Genomic DNA, 19,712 nt, shown 5'->3' with positions numbered 1-19,712 from the left:
TCACTTCTCTCATGACATCACAGAAAGTCAAGAGGCGGTGGGGGTTGTGGACATCCTCGGGGCCGTGCGCGGGCGGCCCGCCATGTGTGCGGACGCCGGGGGCCGGGAAGGCAACGTCTTCAGGAGCCGAGAGCCAGGGGAGACGCCCGATGAACAGCGCGGATCTACTCGTCGACGCCTTCGGGCGAGTCCGGGAGGGTGTGCACGCCGCCGTCGAGGGGCTCGACGCGGCGGCGCTGGCGTACCGGCCGGAGGAGGGGGCGAACTCGATCGCTTGGCTGGTCTGGCACCTCACCCGGGTGCAGGACGACCACCTCTCGGAGATCATCGGGGCCGAGCAGGTCTGGACGTCCGAGGGGTGGGCCGAGCGGTTCGGCCTTCCGCTGGATCCGTACGACACCGGTTACGGGCATGCGGCCGGGCAGGTGGCCTCCGTCGAGGCGGAGGCGGAGGCGCTGCTGGGCTACTACGACGCCGTCCACGCCCGGACGGAGGAGTTCGTCCGGTCCGTGAAGGAGTCCGAGCTGACGCGGATCGTCGACGAGAACTGGGATCCGCCCGTCACGATGGCCGTCCGGCTCGTCAGCGTCATCGAGGACGACCTCCAGCACGTCGGGCAGGCGGCGTACATCCGGGGGATCTACGAACGGGCGCACGGATAGGGGCGAGGCCCCCCGGGCCCCGCCCCTAGGTCGGGCGTCAGCTGCGCGCCTTGTGAATCGCGTCCCGGGCGCGGTCGACGACCGCGGCCATCGGGCCCAGGGCGAGGTTCTTGGTCTGGCTCTCCACGCCCGGGTGCGGGTGCGTGGGCGCGACGGCCTCGGCGGCCTTGACCAGCGTGGCCATGCCGACGAGCTCGTCCTCGGAGCCCTTGATCCGCAGCTGCGGGAACTCCGTCTCCTCCTCGTGCCGCGCGTGCGCCTCGACGGCGGCGCGCAGCTTGCGGAACAGCGGTAGGAAGTCCGGCGAACCGGTCTCCACGTCCTCCAGCCGACTGAGGACCTGCTTGCCCTGCCTCTCCTCGTCGAGGATCTCGTTCACGGCCTCGTCCCCGCCGAACTTCCGGCGCGCGTACGGGTGGACGACCTCCTCCTCGGCGGTCTCGTGCACCGCGAGGAGCTGGCGCAGCTCGTCGAACTTCTGCTTCCGCCGCTCACCGCTGCTCTTCTCGACGGTGTCGAGCAGCGAACGGATCTCGTCATGCTGCTTCAGCAGCAGATCGACCACATCTTCCCGGGTCTGCGCGGTCATAGCCGCTCCTTTCGCTCCATTGGGGTACGCCTTTTCCCGTACCCCTGCGAACCGTCAAACCACGGTGACAACGGTCACTGGTCTGTCAAAGGGTCGCAATTCTCCTGGCCGTTCGCCACAAGTCTCCCTCGGCGCAGGGCAAAAGATCACGTCTGACGACGTCATGTCCCGTACAGCGGGGGAAGCCGTGAAGACGAAGACCATGAGAAACCGAACCGAGGAGGCCGGATGGACGGGCGTCAATCCACAGCAACGGGATTCGTGCTCTTCGCCGCGATCCTTTTGATCATCAATGGGCTCTGGGGCATATTCGTCGGTCTCGCCGCCATCATCAGGGACGAATTCTTCGTCGTCACCCCGAATTACGTCTACGAGTTCAACACCACCGGGTGGGGCTGGATCCACCTGATCCTCGGAGTACTGGTCGTGGTGGTCGGCGTCGCGCTGCTGTCCGGCCAGAGCTGGGCGCGCTGGCCCACCCTCGTGGTGGTGGTGCTCCAGGCACTCGCCCAGTTCTTCTTCATCCCCTACTACCCGTGGTGGGCCATTCTCATCATCGTCCTCGACGTGATCGTCATCTGGGCGCTGCTGGCCTACGAGCCCAAAGCGCTGAGGTGACCGCCTTTCAACCCGCGGGAAACACGAGAGCTGCAGAATCAGGACGCATGACCGAGGTACGAACGGGATTCGACGAGGCGCTGGAGCGGCTGCCGAAGGTCGAACTGCACTGCCACGTCGAGGGGACGATGCGCCCCGGGACGGTGATGGAGCTGGCACGGGCCAACGGGATCCCGCTGCCCGCCACCGAGGTGACGGAGCTGTACCGCTACACCTCGCTGGACGAGTTCCTGTCGGTGTTCTGGCTCGTGCAGTCCGTCCTGGTGAAGCGTGCCGACTGGGCGCGGCTGGCGTACGAGAGCGTCGTGGACGCCGCCGCGCACGGCCGCGTGTACGCCGAGGTCTTCTTCACCCCGGCGCGGCACCTCGCCGGCGGTCAGCGGCTGGAGGACATCGTCGCCGGGCTGCACGAGGGGCTCGCCGCCGGGGAGGCCGAGACGGGTTCGCGGGCCATGCTGATAGCCGACATCGACCGCGCGTACGGGCCCGCGGCCGGACTGCTCCTCGTCCAGGAGGTCGTCGGGCTGCGCAGGAGGAACACGCCCGGTGCCGAACGGATCCTGGGCATCGGCATGGACTCCACCGAACTGGGCGTCGACCCGGCCTCCTTCCGCGAGGCCTACGAGCTGGCGGGGCGTTCGGGGCTGCGCCGTACCGGCCACCAGGGGGAGAACAGCCCCCCGTCCGCGATCGCCACGCTGGTGGACGTGCTCGGCGCCGAACGGGTGGACCACGGGCTGTCGATCATGGAGGATCCGGCCCTGGTCGAGCGCTTCGCCCTCGAGCGCATCCCGCTGACCGTCTGCCCGAACTCCAACATCCGCATTGCCAACGCCTACCCCGCGCTGGCCGACCACTGCTTTCCCGGGATGCGCCGCGCAGGCCTGCTGGCCACCCTCAACACCGACGACCCGGCGCTGACCGACCTGGACCTCGGCTACGAGTACCGCTCCGTCGCCGAGGCCTTCGGCTACACCTGGTCCGACATGGTGCAGATCGCCCTGGACGGCGTCGAAGCCAGCTGGCTCGACCCCGCGGACCGGACGGCCCTGCGCCGCCGCATCACGGACGAGGCGGCGGCGCTCCAGCCCGGTTGAGCCGGTCTCGGGACCCGGCCGGGCTTCGGGGCTCAGACGCGGTCGTCCAGCTCGGCTTTGAGGAGGCGCTTGGGCTTGGCGCCGACGATCTGGTGGACGACCTCGCCGTCGCGGTACAGGTTGAGGGTGGGGAAGCCGAGGATCCCGTAGCGCCGGGCGATCTCGGGGTGGTCGTCGCCGTTGAGCTTGGCGATGGTCAGGCGCTCGCCGTACTCGGCCTCAAGCTGCTCCAGGATCGGGGCGATCATCTTGCAGGGCGGGCACCACTCCGCCCAGAAATCGACCAGTACCGGTCTGTCTGCGCGGAGCACCCGCTCGTCGAAGTTCTCCGTCGTCAGCGTGATCATTTCTCTCCTCCTGGGACAGGACGCATCCGGGGCGCGCACTCGTCAGCTGTTCGGTCAGTTCGGCCCTCCGCCTGATCAGGGCCCGGATCTCCGCGTCGACCTCCGCCAGCTTGCGCCGGTAGACGGCGACCGACTCGGGGCAGGAGCCGCCCGCCTCGTTCCCGGCCCGCAGGCACTCCAGGAACGGCCGGGTGTCCTCCAGCGAGAACCCCGACGCGAGCAGCGACCGGATCTCCACGACCAGCCGCACGTCGGCCTCGTCGTACTCCCGGTACCCGTTCACGCCCCGCCGCGCCGAGATCAGCCCCTGCTGCTCGTAGTACCGCAGCGCCCGCGTGCTCACCCCGACCCGCGCGGCCAGTTCCCCGATCCGCATGACCCCTCCCACCGGACGACCACCACAGACGCTAACCCTTGACACCGACGTCAAAGTCAAGCCCTGTGGACGAAGAGCGCTGAGCCTCCCCGCGCGCCTCGCAGCCGTCTTCGGACTCACCGCCCGGAGGCCGTCACTCCTTCGGGGTGAGGATGGCGAGGCGGGCGCCGCCGGGGTCGGTGAGCATCGCGAAGCGGCCGCGGTCGGTGTCGCGGGGCGGGAGCTGGATGTGGGCGCCCAGGGCGGTGGCCTTGGCGGCGGAGGCGTCGCAGTCGGCCACGGCGAAGTGGGGGATCCAGTGGGCGGGGTAGTGGGCGGGCCAGCGGTCGCCCATGTGGATCATTCCGCATACGGGGCGCCCGCGGAGGTGCCAGTCGGTGTAGGCGGTGTGGTCGTAGATCCTGGTGACGGGTTCCCAGCCGAAGATCTTGTTGTAGAAGCGGAGGGCCTTCTCGGTGTCTCGGCAGGCCAGTTCGACCCAGCACATCGTTCCGGGTACGCCGGCCGCTTCGGCGCCGGCCATCTCGTAGGCCTGCCAGAGGCTGAACTCGGCTCCTTCCGGGCCGGCCAGCATCGCGGTCCGGCCCGTGTCGCCCATGTCGGTGCCCTCCATGTACACCTGGCCGCCCGCGGAGCGGGCCGCCTCGACGGTCGCGTCCACGTCGTCGACGGCGAAGTAGCACGTCCATGACGGTCTCTCCGACTCGTCGGCCAGTTCGGTGATGCCGCCCACCATCGGGCCTTGGATGTCTCCGAGGGCGAGGATCTCGTAGTCGCCGAACCGGTCGGTGGAGATGGTGTAGGCGGCCCAGCCGAACAGCTCCGAGTAGAACGCCCTGGACGCCTCCAGGTCCGGGGTGGCGAGCTCCGCCCAGCACGGAGTCCCGGGGCTGTACTCCCGTACCTCGGCCATGAGCCCTCCCGCTTTACCGGCTCATTTCACGCTATGCCCGACAAAGTAAATGATCACCGGGTGGGCGGAATACATATCGCCAAGACGGGGCGGGCCGGTCAGTCCAGGGCGTTCAGCCAGGAGGCCAGGGCGGGATCGGTGTGGGAGACGCGGCGGAGGGCCGCGGCCACGTCGGCGGGCGGGAGGGCGTCGACGAGGGCGGCGGGGAGGCCGAGGAGCCTGGTCAGGTGCGGGCGGGTGGCGACGTCCGCGACCTCCTTGACCATGAGGGGGGCGATGACGCGGTCCCTGACGTCCGGGTCCTCGAAGACCTGGCGGAGCTGGGGCTCGCACTCGCTCAGGGCCGCCGGGGAGGCGCCGGTCCACCAGACGCGGTCGGTCCGCTGGGCGGGCCAGATCTTGAACACGGTGGCCAGGAACGGGGCCCGTCCGGCCCCGCCGGAGGAGAAGGGGAGCGCGGCGGCGACGGCGGCGAGGCGGCGGAGGTCGACCGCCGCCTGCTCCTGGTGGGAGGCCGACCTCAGGACCTCCTGGAGGACGCCGAGGACGTCGCCGATCAGGGCCAGGTCGTCCTTCGACGGGTCCGTCTGCGTGGCGATCGGGGCCAGCAGCTCCACCGTGGTGCGCGGGCTGGTCCTGGCGAGCGCGCCCAGCCGCAGGGCCCTGGTGAGCAGGAAGAACAGCGCGGAACGCTGGGCGGAGTCGTCCTCGTGGACCTCCGCCGCGGCCCTGGCGAGGATCGTGTCGACGTCGGCGGGGGAGAGCCCGCCGACCAGGTCGAGGGACTGGTCGTGGCCGGGGCGGGCCAGGAGCAGGCTGAGGACGGCGTGCTTGTCATCGTCCGGCGCGGACTCCACGAGGAGGTCGATCTCGGACGCCGAGAGCCTGCCCAGCCGGACGCCGACCGCCAGAGGGGTCTTCAGGTGCTCGCGGAGCGCGGCGGGAGAGGAGGAACCGAGCACGGATTCCAGCAGGGAGGGGGCCGGTTCCTGCTCTTCCTCCGGAGCGGGGGCCGCGGCCGGAGCCGCGTCCTCGGCGGGAGGCGCCGGGACGTGGTGCCTCTTCGGCTTCCACCGGTAGCCGGCCTTGCTCACCGAGACCTCTTCGAGGGAGATGAGCTTGCTCTGGATCCGGCGCCAGGCCTTGTCCACGTCTGCGGAATGGAGCCCGAACCCGACGAGAAGGCTCTTGATGTCGGCGGCCTTCAGCCGCGTGCCGTTCTCGTCGAGAAGCTGGACCACCAGCGCGAGCGGGTCCTTCTCCAGCCGGACGGCGAGCGAGGCGGGGTCGACGAACGCCTGGTAGCGCAGGCTTCCAGGCGGCATGAAGGTGGTCGTGGAACTGATCCGGACCTCTTCCACCCGGCCGTCGTCGTCCCACCGGACGGTCATCAGACCGCCCTTCCGGGACAGGAGTTCTCCGGTCCGGATCAATCCGTCCAGTTCCAGCGACTTGCTCACGACGATCTCAGCCCGTTCCACGAACGTAACTGTAGGGGCGGTCGAGCCGTCCGGGCGCCACGCGGATGGTCGGCGGGACGCCCGGACGGGTCAGGCGCGGCGTGGAGGGCAGGGGAAGAAGCCGCTGGTGCGGGCGACGTAGGCGGTGTATTCGGGGCCGCGGCGGCGGGACATCTGGCGCTCCAGGAGGGCCTTGCCGCTCTTGTTGACGAGCATGTGGGTCATCAGGAGGGGGCCGACGACCGTCAGGAGGCCGCTCCAGTGGGAGCAGGCCAGCAGGAACAGGCCCCACCAGACGGTGGCGTCGCCGAAGTAGTTGGGGTGGCGGGTCCAGGCCCACAGGCCCCGATCCATGATCTTGCCCTGGTTCGCGGGGTCGGCCTTGAAGCGGGACAGCTGGGCGTCGCCGACCGTCTCGAAGAGGAACCCGACCAGCCACACGGCGACGGCCGCGTAGGTGAGGAGGGTGACGCCGGCCGTCTGGTACATCGCGAACTGGACGGGCAGGGAGACGACCCACATGATCGAGCCCTGCGGCCAGTAGATCGTCCGGACGACGTAGGGGACGATCCTGCCGTTGTTCTTGCGCATCAGGGCGGCGTAACGGGGGTCCTCGCCGTGGCCGCGGTTGCGGCTGAGGATGTACAGGCCGAGGCGCAGGCCCCACACGGCGGTGAGCGCCAGGGCGATGAGGCGGACGGCCGGGTCGCCCGCGTCCTGGAGGAAGGACGTGAGGGCGGAGACCGCGGCGATGACGACGAAGCCGAGGCCCCACACGATGTCGATGCCGCTGAAGACGCGGGTGCGCAGGGAGACGGCCATGGTGGCGAGCATCGTCAGCGCCACGGCCAGGGCGGTGACGCCCAGGTTGACGAGGAGAGGGGCCAGGCTCACGTCGTCAGCTCCTCGGCGAAGTCCTGGAAGCCGTCCTGGGCGTGGAGGTACTCGTGGGCGGGGCCCTTGCGGCTCGCCTCCAGCAGGGACGCGAGTTCGGCGGGGTCGTCGGCGCCGGACGTCAGCGGGACGGTGCCCCACTCGACGGACGTCGCGACGCGCAGGCCGCCGCCCGCCGCGACGATGACCTGCCCGTTCAGGGTGCTGGAGGGGGAGACGAGTGCGGCGACGACGGGTGCTACGGCGGCGGCGTCCATCACGTCGCGGTAGCGGGGGTCCATACCGGCGTCCGTCATCTGGGTGGTGGCGTAGGGCAGCAGGACGTTGGTGAAGACGCCGCGGGAGGCGCCTTCGAAGGCGATGGTCTTGCCGAGGGAGATGAGCGCGCCCTTGCTGGCGGCGTACGCCGAGACGGTGGGTTCCCCGTGCAGCCCGGCGGCGGAGGAGACGAGCACGATGCGGCCGTGGCGCTGCTCGCGCATGACGGCCGAGCACGCCGAGGCGATCTGGGAGCTGCCGAGCACGTTGGTGCGGATGACCGTCTCGAACGCCTCGGGGCTGGTCTTGTGGAACATGGCGGGGCCGCTGACGGCGGCGCTGGTGATGCAGGCGTCGATACGGCCCCAGGTGTCCAGGGCCAGCCGTACGACGTCGGACGCCGTCGCGGGGTCGGTCACGTCCCCGTGCTCGGCGACGGCCTCGCCGCCCATGGCCTTGATCTCGGCGACGACGTGGTCGGCGGGGCCGAGGCCCTGGTCGTCCACGACGCGGTTGCGGTTGTTGACGACGAGGCGGGCGCCGCGTGCGGCGAGGTCGAGCGCGAAGGCGCGGCCGAGGCCGCGGCCGCCGCCGGAGATGACGACGACCTGTCCGTCGAGGGAGGTGCTCAAGGGTTCATCCGTTCGATCAGGACCGCGACGCCCAGCCCGGCGGCGCCGCTGACCGCGGCGACTCCGTACCGGCCCTCGCGGCGTTCCAGTTCCTCCACGCAGCCGCCGGTCATGATCGCTCCGGTGGCGCCGAAGGCGTGCCCCATGGCGATGGTGCCGCCGTTGGGGTTCATCCGGTCGGGTCCGGCGTCCAGCTCGCGGCGGAATTTCAGGCACATCGCCGCGAACGCCTCGGCGAACTCGAAGACGTCGATGTCGGCGGGGGTCAGGCCCGCCTTGGCGATGACGGCCTCGACCGCCTGCTGGCCCGCCGTCAGCATGATCACGGGGTCGGTGCTGACGACGGCGGACGCGACGATCCGGGCGCGGGGGCGCAGGCCCAGGGCCTCGGCCGTCTCGGGAGAGCCGAGCAGGAGCAGCGCGGCCCCGTCGGCCAGGGCGGGTGAGGTGCCGACGGTGTGCAGGTGGGCGATCTCGCCCGCCTCGGGGTGGGCGGCGAGCGCGATGGCGTCCTGGCCTTCGGCGCCGAGTCCGGCGAACGCGGACGGCAGCCTGGCGAGCCACTCCGCGCTGGTGTCGGGGCGGATCAGTTCGTCCCGGGCGAAGAGCGACCCGTCGGGCAGTTCGACCGGGACGACGGAGCGCGCGTGCACGCCCTCGTCCCAGCCCCGGGCGGCCTTGGCCTGGGTCTCCACCCCGTAGGCGTCGAGTTCCTCGCGGGTCCACCCGTCGAGGGTGGCGTTGAGGTCCGCGGCGATGCCCATGTGCACCGAACCGACGCGCCTGATCGTCTCCGGGTCCGTCCACAGGGGTCCGCGGTCGCTGAACATGGGGACGCGCGAGACGCTCTCGACGCCGCCCGCGACGGCCAGGGAGAGGTCCCCGGCGCGGATCCGCGCGGCGGTCTGGGCGACGGCGTCGACGCCGGACGCGCAGAACCGGTTGATCGTCCCGCCGGGGACGCCGTGTCCCCATCCGGCCAGCAGGGTGGCGGTGCGGGCGAGGTCGGCGCCCTGCTCGTCCACCTGCGACGCGGAGCCGACGGTCACGTCCTGGACGCGGGACGGGTCGATCTCGGTCCGGGCGACCAGGGCCTCCTGGAGCCGGACGACCAGGTCGACCGGGCTCACCTGGTGCAGGGACCCCCGCTTGGAGCCCTTGCCCCGGGCGGTGCGCACGTAGTCCAGAACCAGCGCTTCGGTCATGCGTGACCTTCTTCCTCCTCGGATTGCTCTTTTAAATGTAGTTTCATCTCGAGGGCGAGGACAAGGCCGGATTCGCTGCGTTTCCCTTTCTGTGCTGGGTGATCGACGAACCTGTCATTGACGACTTACTCTCTTTGTTGTAGTAAGAACCCAGGCGGTCCGAGCCGGGCCGCACACCGAGGGAGGAGCCAGAGATGACCGCAGCCGTGTCGATCCTGGGCGGCTACCAGACGGACTTCGCCCGAAACTGGGGCCGCACGGGCGGGGAGTTCTCCGACCTCACCGAGGAAGTGACGACGAGAACGCTCCAGGACGCCGGCCTCGAACCCGGCGACATCGAGGTCATCCACGTCGGCAACGCCTTCGGCCAGCTGTTCACCGGGCAGGGGCAGCTGGGCGGCATGCCCGCGACGGTCGTCCCCGAACTGTGGGGCGTCCCGTCCTCACGCCACGAGGCGGCGTGCGCCTCCGGAGGCATCGCCGTCCTCTCCGCCATGGCCGATCTCGAATCCGGCCGCTACGACGTCGCCCTGGTACTCGGCCTCGAACTGGAGAAGACCGTCCCCGGCGACGTCGCACCCCGCCACCTGGGCGCCGCGGCCTGGGTCGGGCACGAAGGCCAGGACGCGAAGTTCATGTGGCCGTACATGTTCAGCGCCCTGACCGACGAATACGACCGCCGCTACGGCATCGACGACGCCCACCTGCGCGCGATCGGCGAGCTCAACTTCCGCAACGCCCGCGCCAACCCCAACGCCCAGACGCGCGGCTGGGAGCTCACCGAGGCGAGCTTCAGCACCGACGACAAGGTGAACCCGCTGGTCGAAGGCCGCCTGCGCCGCCACGACTGCAGCCAGGTCACCGACGGCGGCGCGGGAATCGTCCTCGTCAGCGAGCGCTACCTGCAAAGGCGCCCCGAGCTTCGGAACCTCGCCCGCATCCAAGGCTGGGGACACAGCACGGCGGGCCTGCCGCTTCAGCAGAAGCTGGACCGCTCACGCGACGCTGAATACGCGCTCCCGCACGTCCGTGACGCCGTCCATGACGCGTTCCGCCGCGCCGGAATCCCCGACGTGGACGCCGTGGACGGTATCGAGACGCACGACTGCTTCACCATGTCGGAGTACATGGCCATCGACCACTTCGGCATCACAGCCCCCGGCGAGAGCTGGAAGGCCGTCGAGAACGGCGACCTGGAGAAGGACGGGCGAATCCCCGTCAACCCCAGTGGCGGGCTCATCGGAGGCGGCCACCCCGTGGGTGCGACCGGCGTACGCATGCTCGTGGACGCGGCCGACCAGGTCACCGGCACCGCCGGAGACACCCAGGTGGACGGAGCGAACCGTTTCGCGACCCTGAACATCGGCGGCAGCACCACGACGGTCGTCAGCTTCGTCATCGGCACCGACTAAGGAGATCGACCATGGACGTTGAAGTCCTGGGAAGGGTGCTCTCCACCCTGCCTTCCGACGACGACCACCCGTACCGGACGGGTCCGTGGCGGCCCCAGACCACCGAGTGGAAGGCCGACGACCTCGAAGTCGAAGGCGAGATCCCGGCGGACCTGGACGGCATCTACCTGCGCAACACCGAGAACCCCGTGCACCCGGCCCTGGACGGCCGCTACCACCCGTTCGACGGCGACGGCATGGTCCACGTCGTCGGTTTCCGCGACGGCAAGGCGTTCTACCGCAACCGTTTCGTGCAGACCGAGGGACTCCTCGCCGAACGGGAAGCGGGCCAGGCGCTGTGGGCGGGCATCGCAGAACGCCCGGCCAAGTCGATCCGCCAGGACGGCTGGGGTGCTCGCGGACGCATGAAGGACGCCTCCAGCACGGACGTCGTCGTCCACGCGGGCGTCGCCCTCACGAGCTTCTACCAGTGCGGAGACCTCTACCGGCTCGACCCGCTCACCCTGGAAACACTCGGTAAGACCACCTGGAACGGTGATTTCCCGTCCACCGGCGTCTCCGCGCACACCAAGGTGGACGAGCACACCGGCGAACTGCTGTTCTTCGACTACGGAACCGACGCGCCGTTCATGCACTACGGCCGCGTGGACGCCGACAACAAGCTCGTCGACTACGTCGAAGTCCCGCTGCCGGGCCCCCGCCTTCCGCACGACATGGCGTTCACCGAGAACTACGCCATCCTCAACGACTGTCCCCTCTTCTGGGAGCCGGAGCTGATGAAGAAGGGGCTGTACGCGTCCCGCTTCCACCCCGAACTGCCCCTCCGGCTCGGCGTCCTGCCCAGGCGCGGAGGCGGCAAGGTGCAGTGGTTCGAGGCCGACCCCACGTACGTCCTGCACTGGGTGAACGCCTACGAGGACGGCGACGAGATCGTCCTGGACGGCTTCTTCCAAGGGGACCCGGAGCCCACGGACACCGGCGACGGCACCTTCTACCAGCGCATGTTCCGCTTCCTGGCGCTCGACCGGATGCAGACGCGCCTGCACAGGTGGCGGCTGAACCTCGTCACGGGCCAGTGCAAGGAGGAGCGGCTCTCCGAGTCCATCACCGAGTTCGGCGTGATGAACAACCGCTACGGCGGCCGCCCCTACCGGTACACGTACGCCGCCAGCGGCCTGGACGGCTGGTTCCTGTTCAACGGCCTCGTCCGGCACGACGTGGTGACGGGCGCGGAGGAGCGCTTCTCCCTGCCGGAAGGCGTCTACGGCAGCGAGCCCGCCATGGCTCCGAGAGTCGGGGCGACGGGGGAGGAGGACGGCTACGTTATTACCTTGACCACCGACATGAACCAGGACCGCTCCGAGTGCCTGATCTTCGAGGCGTCCAGGCTGGCAGACGGCCCGGTCGCCCGCGTCAGGCTCCCCGAGCGCGTCTCCAGCGGCACCCACGCCACCTGGGCGCCGGGCTCGGCGATCCCCGGCTGGTCGGCCGCGGACTCCGCGGCCTCGGCAGTCGGTCTCTGAAAGGCGCCCCTTGACCAACCCGCCGTCGACCCCGTCGACCGACACCGCACCGCCCCTGGTCCACCCGTCGGACCGGCCCACCAGGCTGCCGGCGGGCGAGACCAACGCGGTCGGATGGACCCTCGGCCTCATCGGCGACGAGTGGAACCTTCTGATCCTGCGCTACGCGATGCTGGGTGTTCGGCGATACGGGATCTGGCGGCAGGAACTTCCGATCTCACACGCGGTGCTCACCCGAAGACTCAACGTTCTCACCGAGATGGGAATGTTCGAGAGGGTCGAGTACCAGCAGAAGGCCAAGCGCTTCGAGTACGTCCTCACCAGACGCGGACGCGACCTGTGGCCGGTGCTGCTGACGATCTGGGCGTGGGAGTCCCAGTGGGTCCCCGCGCATCCGGAGCGGCTGCCCCGGATGGTGCACAAGACGTGCGGCCGGACGTTCCTCCCGACGCTCATGTGCGCCGCGTGCGGGCGGCCCGCCAGAGCACGCGACGTCACCGGCGGATTCGGACCCAGCGGCACCTGGAGCCGCTCGGTCCCCGCCGCCACCACCCGCCGCCGCTCGTCGTCCGCCGAGGGCGCCGGGATGTTCCCCGAGACGATGGCGCTGATCGGCAACCGCTGGTCGGCGGCGCTGCTGGGCGCCGCCTTCCAGGGAGCCCACCGGTTCCGCGACTTCGAGCAGCGGCTCGGCGCCCCGCCCACGATCATCTCCGACCGGCTCCGCGTCTTCTGCGACCTGGGGGTCTTCACCCAGATCCCGGGGAGCGAGCGGGCCGACTGGCAGAGCTACCAGTTCACCGACAAGGGCCGGGCGTTCTACCCGGTCGTCATGACCGCGATCGACTGGGGGCAGCGCTGGTTCCGGGCCGCCGAAGGCCCGGCGCTGGTCTACACCCACCGCGAATGCGGCCAGGACCTGCAGGTCCAGCTCACCTGCGACCAGTGCGCCGGCGTCCTGCGCGGCACCGAGGTGCTGGTCGAGAACAGCACCTGATCCGTAGTCCCGCCCCCGGCGAGGGCCCGCGAACGCGCCGCCGCCCACCCGGACCGCATCAGGTGAACAGGCCGACACCAACAGCAAGACCTCTTCACGCGCCAGGAGCGACAAGTTCATGGGCGTGTATGGCCGCATCGGGTCATTGCACGGTTTTGGGAAGATATGCGGTGCTTGTCGCGCCACCATTCACTGCATGATCACACGGAGGGGGCGGCGGCGACTGGAGTCCGGATTCGTGGGACTGGTGCTGCTCGGGGTGGTGGGCGGGGTCGGGTGGCTCTTCTATGTCGTACAAAGTGATGGCGGCATCAGCAAGGCCGATAACTGGGCGAGTGTCATCGGTGCGGTGACCGCCATGGTCGCCATGCTGGCCGGGACCGTCGTCTGGTGGTGGCGGAAGAGACCGCAGGGCATCCTTGCGATCGAGCAGGTCGATGCCGCCGGACGGCAGCTCGCCGAAATCGTGCTGGCGCAGTGGCGTGACGAGATCAGCGTTCGCCGGTTGGACGATCCGGTGGTCGTGCACTGGCGCACGACCCGGCTGCCGGTCATGGATCATGCGCGGAACATCAGGGGCAAGCCCGGACGGGTGCTCATCGGCGGAGACACCGAGACGGTGGCCGAGCTCGCGCAGCGTTTCCGTGCCCTGCCCAACCGTCGGCTCGTGATCCTTGGAAATCCCGAGCTGGGAAAGACGACGCTTGCGGTCATGCTGCTGCGCGAGCTGCTCCTCACCCGCGCCGAGGACGAGCCCATCCCCGTGTTGTTCACTCTGGCCGACTGGGACCCGGATGTCCTGTCGTACCCCGATTGGCTCGCCCGCCGGCTCGACCGCGACTACTCCTTCCTGGCCGCCGCCGAGTACGGGGAGGAGGCTGCGCGCCGCTTGGTCCGCAACAGAAGAATCCTGCCGGTTCTCGATGGCTTCGACGAGCTGCCCGAGCCCGTCCGGCCGAAGGTGATCAAGGCGATCAACGCGGCGCTGACCGCCGATGATCCATTGATCTTGACGTCGAGGACAGAGGAGTTCCGGAGGGCGGTGACCAGGGGCGTCCTGAGCCGTAGCGCGGTCATCGAGCCTGAGGCGGTGGAGGGCCCGGCGGCCGCCGACTACCTGGAACGGTGTCTCTCCCCGGACGCTCCCGGTGAATGGCCGGCCCTCCTCTCCGATCTGCGCAACCGGCCTCGAACGGCCCTCGGGCGCGCCCTCACGACACCGCTGCGCTTGTGGCTGCTTCGCGAGGTCTACATCGTTCCCCATCGTGAGCTCGTCCTCGCCGACCTCCCTACGTCGCCGGACGGCGTGGTCCAGGCTCTGCTGGACCAGCTCGTCCCGGCACTCCTCGAGGCCAATCGGCCGTCCCGGCACCGAGACGAGGACCGTCCGTTCCGCCCCCGCCGATCCTGGGACGCCTCCGACACCCGCCGTTGGCTGGCCTTCTTCGCCGGCAGGCTCGAGGCGGAAAGCAGCCGTGATCTTGCGTGGTGGCAGCTTCACAGCGCCGTCGACCGACGTGGACGTTCCTGGAAGATCCTGTTCCTGGGCGGGTTGCTGTGCGGATTCCTTGCCGCCTACTCGGCCTCGATCCCCGGGTTTCTCGGCGGCCTGCTCTTCGGCTTGCTGCTCACTCTGTCCACCGGCGTGCTCGTCGCGTTCAACTTCCTCAAACCGGCGCCACGGCAGGTCGGTCTCCGGTTCCGGCACAAAGGCAGTGCGCTGAGGAGGACGGTGCTCTCGCCGATCTCTCTCCTCGCGGTAGCCATGGGGGTCGGAGTCGCCCTGATCGCCGGCAAGGACGCCACGCCGGCCGGCATCGTTCTCGCCGTTGTCCTGATCTGGGTCGTGACCGTCCTCTTCAGCTGGGCGACAAAGCCTGCAAGCGACCAGCAGCCCCGGACCGCCGCGAAGATCCTGGCCCACGACTTCTGGCTCCGGACGGCCTACGCGCTCGCCTTCGGAACGATCGCCGGAGCCTTGGGAGGGCGCGGCGGCGGCATGGCCGCGGGAACCCTCGTCGGCATCACTGCGAGCATGAGCGCGGGCTGGGTGTACTACCTGACGGTCATCATGCTCCGCGCAGAGTCGAAGACCCCGCTGAGAACCCTGAGCTTCCTCGAAGACTGCCACCGGCTGGGTCTTCTCCGACAGGTCGGTCCGATCTACCAGTTCCGCCATGCGATGTTCCAGGAGTACTTCGCCGCGGTGCGGCCTCCTGCAAGCGACCACTGAAGACGCCTCCATCGACAGCATCGGAGCAAGGCCGCCGGGCTCGGCCACCGAGATCCATAACCCCGGCAAGGTCGGGTGACGAGCCGCTGGTCGCTTTCGTGCGCGATGGATACGGGCATGTGGAGAAGGCAAGCGCCTTCTCTTTATGTCAGGAGAATCTGACTGGATCGTCACGCATTTCCCTCGGGGATGAAACGGACGGTCAGTCCGGAGAGCACGTGTTCGGCGGCGTGCGAGGCTCGGAGGTCGACGGCTGCCGGCCCGGTACGTCCGGCGGAGGGCACGAATCGCACCAGGCCCGAGCCCACCTGGACGGAAGAGGCGGAGGCGAGCGAGGCGTCCAGCAGGAAGGCCCACAGTTCGGCCTTCTCCTCGGGGGAGTCCACGGCGACGTCGACCGCGATCAGGTCTCTGATGGGAGCGTCTTCGGGTCGCTCGGGCACGTCCAGGGTGTCGTAGTGCCAGTGCCTTCCCTCGGGCAGGAGGTCGGCTTCGAGTGTCACGCCCAGGTCGTCCGGGTGGAGCTGGACGATGTCCGCCCCGCGGAACTCCTGCCGGTGGACCAATCGCACCCCGCGCCGAGAGGCCCGCTCGACCAGCGCGTTCGTGTCCGGCGTCCGGAGCGCGACGACGTATCCGCCTTCCCCTTGGGCCAGGAAGGCGTGCAGGGAGGAGGAAGGCCCGGCCGGTGCGAGGAACTCCAGGTACGTCCGTCCGAGGTCGAGGATCTCGTTGGCCATTCCCCAGCCCTCGAGTTCCGGGTCGACGAAGCCCCGTGGCAGTCCCAGTACCTCGCGCGGGCGGGAGGTGAGCTCGTGCCCGGCCACCGACACCTGGATCAGTTCGAGCCCGCTCATCGGCCGGTCCGCGGGTTCGAGACGGGCAGGAGGCGGGACGTGCGGCGCTCGCGTCCTGCGGTGGCGTCTTCGGTTCGGATCATTCGCCGGCTCCGTTCGGGTCGTGGAATACGAGGTCGCCGGGGCGCTCGCCGCCCGGGGCGAGGCGGGCCGGGTCGCCGATGAGTATGCCCAAGAGCCGGATCCCGGTGGACGGGGCGTCGTAGGGTCGCTTCGGGCGGTGAGTGATCCCGGTCTCAATCAAGCTACAACTACGAGAGTGTGCTGGCGATCCGTTGACGTCGTCACTCTTTCTGTTGTAGCAAGGTGTGTGACCGGCAACACACTGCTAATTGAAGTATTACCCCCCTGTAAGGAGCCGGCCGGAAGCCCGGGGCCTTCATCCGACCCGCCGGCCTGCCTTCCCCTCTTTTTCGTGCGCAAGGAAAGGACGGCCCGAATGGGACACCGAGGACTGCACTCCGCCGAGCGCGTCGCGGAGTACACCTCCGCCGGCCAGTGGGGCGACGAGACCATGGACGGGCTGTTCCGCGCCCGTGTGGCGGCCGCTCCCGGCCGGCTCGCCGTCGTCGACCCCGCCAACAAGGCGGACCTGACCGGCACGCCGCCCCGGCGGCTCACCTGGCGCGAACTGGACGAGGAGGTCACCGGCCTCGCCGACGTGCTGCTCTCGCACGGAGTCGGCGCGGGGGACGTGGTGGGGCTGCAGATGCCCAACACCGTCGAGCTCGTCACCGCCTACCTGGCGTGCTGGCGGCTGGGCGCCGTCGTCTCGCCGCTGCCCGCCCAGTACCGGGAGCACGAGGTCACCGAGCTGGGACGGCTCGCCGGATTCACCGCCTACCTGACGGTGGACCGGCTGGGAGACCGCTCGCCCGTACGGGAGATCTGCGGGGTGAAGGACGCGCTGCCCGCGCTGCGGACGGTCTTCGCGTACGGCGAGGACCTGCCGGAGGGCGTCGTCGCCGCCGTTCCCGTCCCGGGGGCGCGGGAACGCGTCGAGGCCTACGCCGCCGAGCACCCCGCCGACCCGAACGACTGCGTGACGATCTGCTGGACGTCCGGCACCGAGAGCACCCCGAAGGGCGTGCCGCGCACCCACTACGACTGGCTGGCCATCTGCTGGGCGACCGTCGACGCGCCCCGCCTCACCGCCGACGACGTGCTGCTCAACCCGTTCCCGATGGTGAACATGGCCGGCATCAACGGCATGTTCCTGCCGTGGCTGCGCGTCGGGGGAGTGCTCGTCCAGCACCACCCGTTCGACCTTCCGACGTTCCTGCGGCAGATCGCCGAGGAGAAGGCGACGTACACCGTCGCGCCGCCCGCCCTGCTGAGCATGCTGCTGGCCCGCCCCGAGCTGCTCGCCGCCACCGACCTGGGCTCGCTGCGCGTCCTCGGCTCGGGCTCGGCGCCGCTGCCGCCCGCGATGGTGCGCGGCTGGCAGGAGAAGCACGGCATCGGGGTCATCAACTTCTTCGGCTCCAACGAGGGCATCGCGCTCCTGACGGACCCGCACGACGTGCCCGACCCCGAGCAGCGCGCCCGCTACTTCCCGCGCTACGGCGTCCCCGGGGTGGAGTGGACGTCCCGCGTCTCGAAGTGGGTGAGCGTGCGCCTGGTCGACGACGCCACCGGCAAGGAGGTGACCGAGCCCGGCGTCCCCGGCGAACTCCGCATCAAGGGCCCGACGATCTTCCCGGGCTACCTCGGCGGCGCGAACCTGGCGAGTCCCTTCGACGAGGACGGCTACCTGCGCACGGGCGACGTCTTCGAGATCGCCGGCGAGGACGGCCGCTTCCTCCGCTATGTCGACCGGGCCAAGGACCTCGTCATCCGCGGCGGCATGAACATCGCCCCGGCCGAGCTGGAGGACCTGCTCTCGGCCCATCCGGCCGTCGCGGAGGTCTCCGTCGTGGGCTACCCCGACGAGATCCTCGGCGAGAGGGTCTGCGCCGTCGTCGTCCCCGCCGAAGGCGCCGCCCCCACCCTCGAAGATCTCGTCTCCCACCTCCGGGACCGGCGCATCGCGTCCTTCAAGCTCCCCGAGCGCCTGGAGCTCCGCTCGTCCCTGCCGCGCAACCCGATCGGCAAGGTCCTCAAGAGGGACCTGCGCGAGGAGCTCATGTGACCATGACCGGCGAAGAGAAGCCGCACGTCGTCCGGCAGATGGTCGACGCCTGGAACGCCACGGACCGGGAGGGGATCGTCTCCCTCTCCGCCCCCGGCGGCGTCCTCCACGGCGTCACGCAGGAGCCCCTCCGGGGCCGTGAGGCGATCCGTGAGCGCCTGAGCCCGCCGGCCGAGGGTCTCGTCCACCCGGGCCTGCAGATCCAGGCCATGGACGTCGTGGACGGCCGCGTCTTCCTCCAGTGCCGCGACGTCTTCGACGCCCCCTGACCCCGCGGGCCGGGGGATCGTCCGCGAGGACCCCCTCGGCCCGGCTCTTCGCCTGCGGGCGGCCGTGGTCTTGGTCACTGCCGCGGCCCTCGTCGCAGTCCCGCGTCCTGCGGTTTCCGGTCATCGGGACGGCCGTCCGAGGCCTTCAGGAGGGGTAAAGAAGGCCTCAACCGGGTCTTCGGCTGTGTTCGAGGTAGATCTTTGGGTCTTTTGGGTCCCGCTGGACGGTTTTTCGGCGAATACTGGAGAGGATGAAACCTTCACGCTCCACTCCGAGGCATCTGCCGACCAGTCCCTTCGCCCCGCCGCCGCCTCCGCCGCCGCTCGAGAAGTACGCCGTGGACGATCTCGTGAGCCACGACAAGTACGGTCTCGGCCGCGTCACCTCCGTGACGGAGGGCGTGGACGTCGTGGTCGACTTCGGCACCGAACGCCGCCGCATCCCGGCGCCCTTCGCCAAACTGAACAAGCTCTGACCGTTCGCCCGTCCGGTTCCGGTGCGACGGACCGTACGGGCGGGTCAGATCCAGACGGCGCAGGAGAGCCCGTCGCTGAAGGTCTCCGGCGGGTCCGGCAGGACACGGGCCTCGCCGCGGGCGGCGCGGCGGGCCGTCCATGCCGCGATCCCGGCGTCGAGCATGTCGTCCACGTTCGCGTTCAGCCCGGGGTCGCCGAGCTCGTTGGGCAGCATGATCCCCGCGCGGGCGAGCAGCTCCCGCCGGTGGTGCGCGCCCGACCACGACGACTTGCGGGAACGCAGGTGCCCGCCCGCCAGCGCGGCGAAGCTGACCTCGGGACGCACCTCGACGACCCGGACCCGCGCCTCGCGCACCCAGCGGTCCACCTGAAGGATCCTGGTCCTGAGGGAGAAGGCCTGGGGGGTGAAGCCCTCCCCGGCCAGCCGGAGGTTCGCCTCCCTCGCCGCGGCGAGGTCCTTGCTCTCCAGGGCCTCCCGCACCGGGACGATGACCACCGAGTGCCACTGCGGCCCGGCCGCCTTGCGCGCGAGCACGTCCGCCTGGCGGCGCCCGGCGTCCGCCAGGCCGATCGGCATGCCCACGCCCACCATGTCGACCTTCCCGTCGACCTCGGCGATGGCGACCAGCTCGTCGATCTCCGGAGCGTGGTAGGCGGTCAGCCCGCCGTCGTCCGAGACCGCGATTCCGACCCAGCCCTTCTTGCAGGCGTCCACACCCAGGACACGCGGCAGGTCCATGCAGTTCTCCCCGGCTTCACACT

General features: G+C 70.0%; 20 protein-coding genes. 10 read left to right on the top strand and 10 right to left on the bottom strand.

The window, feature by feature from the left end; all coding sequences use genetic code 11:
* Positions 1-149: 149 nt before the first annotated feature.
* Positions 150-662, top strand: a complete 513-nt coding sequence (locus ABD327_RS37075) for a mycothiol transferase (protein WP_344458397.1) — start codon at positions 150-152, stop codon at positions 660-662.
* A gap of 37 nt (positions 663-699) precedes the next feature.
* On the opposite strand, the gene ABD327_RS37070 is transcribed toward ABD327_RS37075, so the two are convergent.
* Positions 700-1,251 (bottom strand): hemerythrin domain-containing protein, encoded by a 552-nt coding sequence (locus ABD327_RS37070; RefSeq protein WP_344458394.1) that lies wholly within the window; start codon positions 1,249-1,251, stop codon positions 700-702.
* A 228-nt stretch (positions 1,252-1,479) separates the two neighbouring features.
* On the opposite strand from ABD327_RS37070, the gene ABD327_RS37065 reads away from it, so the two are divergent.
* Both ABD327_RS37065 and add read left to right on the top strand, forming a co-directional pair.
* On the top strand, positions 1,480-1,869 hold the full coding sequence (locus tag ABD327_RS37065; RefSeq protein ID WP_344458391.1) for a DUF7144 family membrane protein: 390 nt from the start codon (positions 1,480-1,482) through the stop codon (positions 1,867-1,869).
* Between the two features lie 47 nt (positions 1,870-1,916).
* Entirely contained in the window at positions 1,917-2,966 is a 1,050-nt protein-coding gene (gene add, locus ABD327_RS37060) for an adenosine deaminase (protein WP_344458388.1), read from the top strand.
* Between the two features lie 32 nt (positions 2,967-2,998).
* Here add and trxA read toward each other — a convergent pair whose 3' ends face one another.
* From trxA to ABD327_RS37025, 7 genes are all read right to left on the bottom strand, one after another.
* Complete coding sequence (gene trxA, locus ABD327_RS37055) at positions 2,999-3,277, bottom strand: thioredoxin (protein ID WP_344458385.1); 279 nt, start codon at positions 3,275-3,277, stop codon at positions 2,999-3,001.
* Positions 3,186-3,689, bottom strand: a complete 504-nt coding sequence (locus ABD327_RS37050) for a MerR family transcriptional regulator (protein ID WP_344458382.1) — start codon at positions 3,687-3,689, stop codon at positions 3,186-3,188. The genes trxA and ABD327_RS37050 overlap by 92 nt, the downstream gene beginning before the upstream one ends.
* Positions 3,690-3,822: 133 nt before the next feature.
* Complete coding sequence (locus ABD327_RS37045) at positions 3,823-4,602, bottom strand: VOC family protein (RefSeq protein ID WP_344458379.1); 780 nt, start codon at positions 4,600-4,602, stop codon at positions 3,823-3,825.
* 98 nt (positions 4,603-4,700) lie between these two features.
* Positions 4,701-6,083 (bottom strand): hypothetical protein, encoded by a 1,383-nt coding sequence (locus tag ABD327_RS37040; protein WP_344458376.1) that lies wholly within the window; start codon positions 6,081-6,083, stop codon positions 4,701-4,703.
* Positions 6,084-6,152: 69 nt separating this feature from the next.
* Positions 6,153-6,956: a DUF1295 domain-containing protein gene (locus ABD327_RS37035; protein WP_344458374.1), complete on the bottom strand. Its 804-nt coding sequence runs from the start codon at positions 6,954-6,956 to the stop codon at positions 6,153-6,155.
* Positions 6,953-7,846 carry an SDR family NAD(P)-dependent oxidoreductase gene (locus tag ABD327_RS37030; RefSeq protein WP_344458371.1) on the bottom strand — a complete coding sequence of 298 codons (894 nt, stop codon included), beginning with the start codon at positions 7,844-7,846 and terminating at the stop codon, positions 6,953-6,955. The genes ABD327_RS37035 and ABD327_RS37030 overlap by 4 nt, the downstream gene beginning before the upstream one ends.
* A complete protein-coding gene (locus ABD327_RS37025; protein ID WP_344458369.1) occupies positions 7,843-9,051 on the bottom strand; it encodes an acetyl-CoA C-acyltransferase in 1,209 nt (402 codons plus the stop codon). The genes ABD327_RS37030 and ABD327_RS37025 overlap by 4 nt, the downstream gene beginning before the upstream one ends.
* A 194-nt stretch (positions 9,052-9,245) precedes the next feature.
* Here ABD327_RS37025 and ABD327_RS37020 point away from each other — a divergent pair, with 194 nt between their 5' ends.
* The 4 genes from ABD327_RS37020 (at position 9,246) to ABD327_RS37005 (ending at position 15,216) form a co-directional block, all read left to right on the top strand.
* Positions 9,246-10,463, top strand: a complete 1,218-nt coding sequence (locus ABD327_RS37020) for an acetyl-CoA acetyltransferase (protein ID WP_344458367.1) — start codon at positions 9,246-9,248, stop codon at positions 10,461-10,463.
* A gap of 11 nt (positions 10,464-10,474) precedes the next feature.
* Positions 10,475-11,986 (top strand): carotenoid oxygenase family protein, encoded by a 1,512-nt coding sequence (locus ABD327_RS37015; RefSeq protein WP_344458364.1) that lies wholly within the window; start codon positions 10,475-10,477, stop codon positions 11,984-11,986.
* Between the two features lie 10 nt (positions 11,987-11,996).
* Positions 11,997-12,983, top strand: a complete 987-nt coding sequence (locus tag ABD327_RS37010; RefSeq protein ID WP_344458361.1) for a winged helix-turn-helix transcriptional regulator — start codon at positions 11,997-11,999, stop codon at positions 12,981-12,983.
* Between the two features lie 238 nt (positions 12,984-13,221).
* The gene (locus ABD327_RS37005; RefSeq protein ID WP_344458358.1) at positions 13,222-15,216 is read left to right on the top strand and encodes an NACHT domain-containing protein; all 1,995 of its coding nucleotides are present in this window, start codon (positions 13,222-13,224) and stop codon (positions 15,214-15,216) included.
* Between the two features lie 170 nt (positions 15,217-15,386).
* Here the strand turns inward: ABD327_RS37005 and ABD327_RS37000 are convergent, their stop codons facing one another.
* Entirely contained in the window at positions 15,387-16,073 is a 687-nt protein-coding gene (locus tag ABD327_RS37000) for a VOC family protein (RefSeq protein WP_344458355.1), read from the bottom strand.
* Positions 16,074-16,512: 439 nt separating this feature from the next.
* On the opposite strand from ABD327_RS37000, the gene ABD327_RS36995 reads away from it, so the two are divergent.
* The 3 genes from ABD327_RS36995 (at position 16,513) to ABD327_RS36985 (ending at position 18,949) form a co-directional block, all read left to right on the top strand.
* Positions 16,513-18,204 (top strand): class I adenylate-forming enzyme family protein, encoded by a 1,692-nt coding sequence (locus ABD327_RS36995; RefSeq protein WP_344458353.1) that lies wholly within the window; start codon positions 16,513-16,515, stop codon positions 18,202-18,204.
* A gap of 2 nt (positions 18,205-18,206) precedes the next feature.
* Entirely contained in the window at positions 18,207-18,473 is a 267-nt protein-coding gene (locus ABD327_RS36990) for a nuclear transport factor 2 family protein (protein ID WP_344458351.1), read from the top strand.
* Positions 18,474-18,811: 338 nt separating this feature from the next.
* Entirely contained in the window at positions 18,812-18,949 is a 138-nt protein-coding gene (locus ABD327_RS36985; protein ID WP_344458348.1) for a hypothetical protein, read from the top strand.
* Positions 18,950-18,993: 44 nt separating this feature from the next.
* On the opposite strand, the gene ABD327_RS36980 is transcribed toward ABD327_RS36985, so the two are convergent.
* Positions 18,994-19,689 carry a DUF429 domain-containing protein gene (locus ABD327_RS36980; RefSeq protein ID WP_344458345.1) on the bottom strand — a complete coding sequence of 232 codons (696 nt, stop codon included), beginning with the start codon at positions 19,687-19,689 and terminating at the stop codon, positions 18,994-18,996.
* Positions 19,690-19,712: the final 23 nt, after the last annotated feature.

It is taken from the genome of Actinocorallia aurantiaca, from assembly GCF_039533685.1.
Taxonomy (GTDB): Bacteria; Actinomycetota; Actinomycetes; order Streptosporangiales; family Streptosporangiaceae; genus Actinocorallia; species Actinocorallia aurantiaca.
This window is presented reverse-complemented; position numbering and strand designations above follow the sequence as displayed.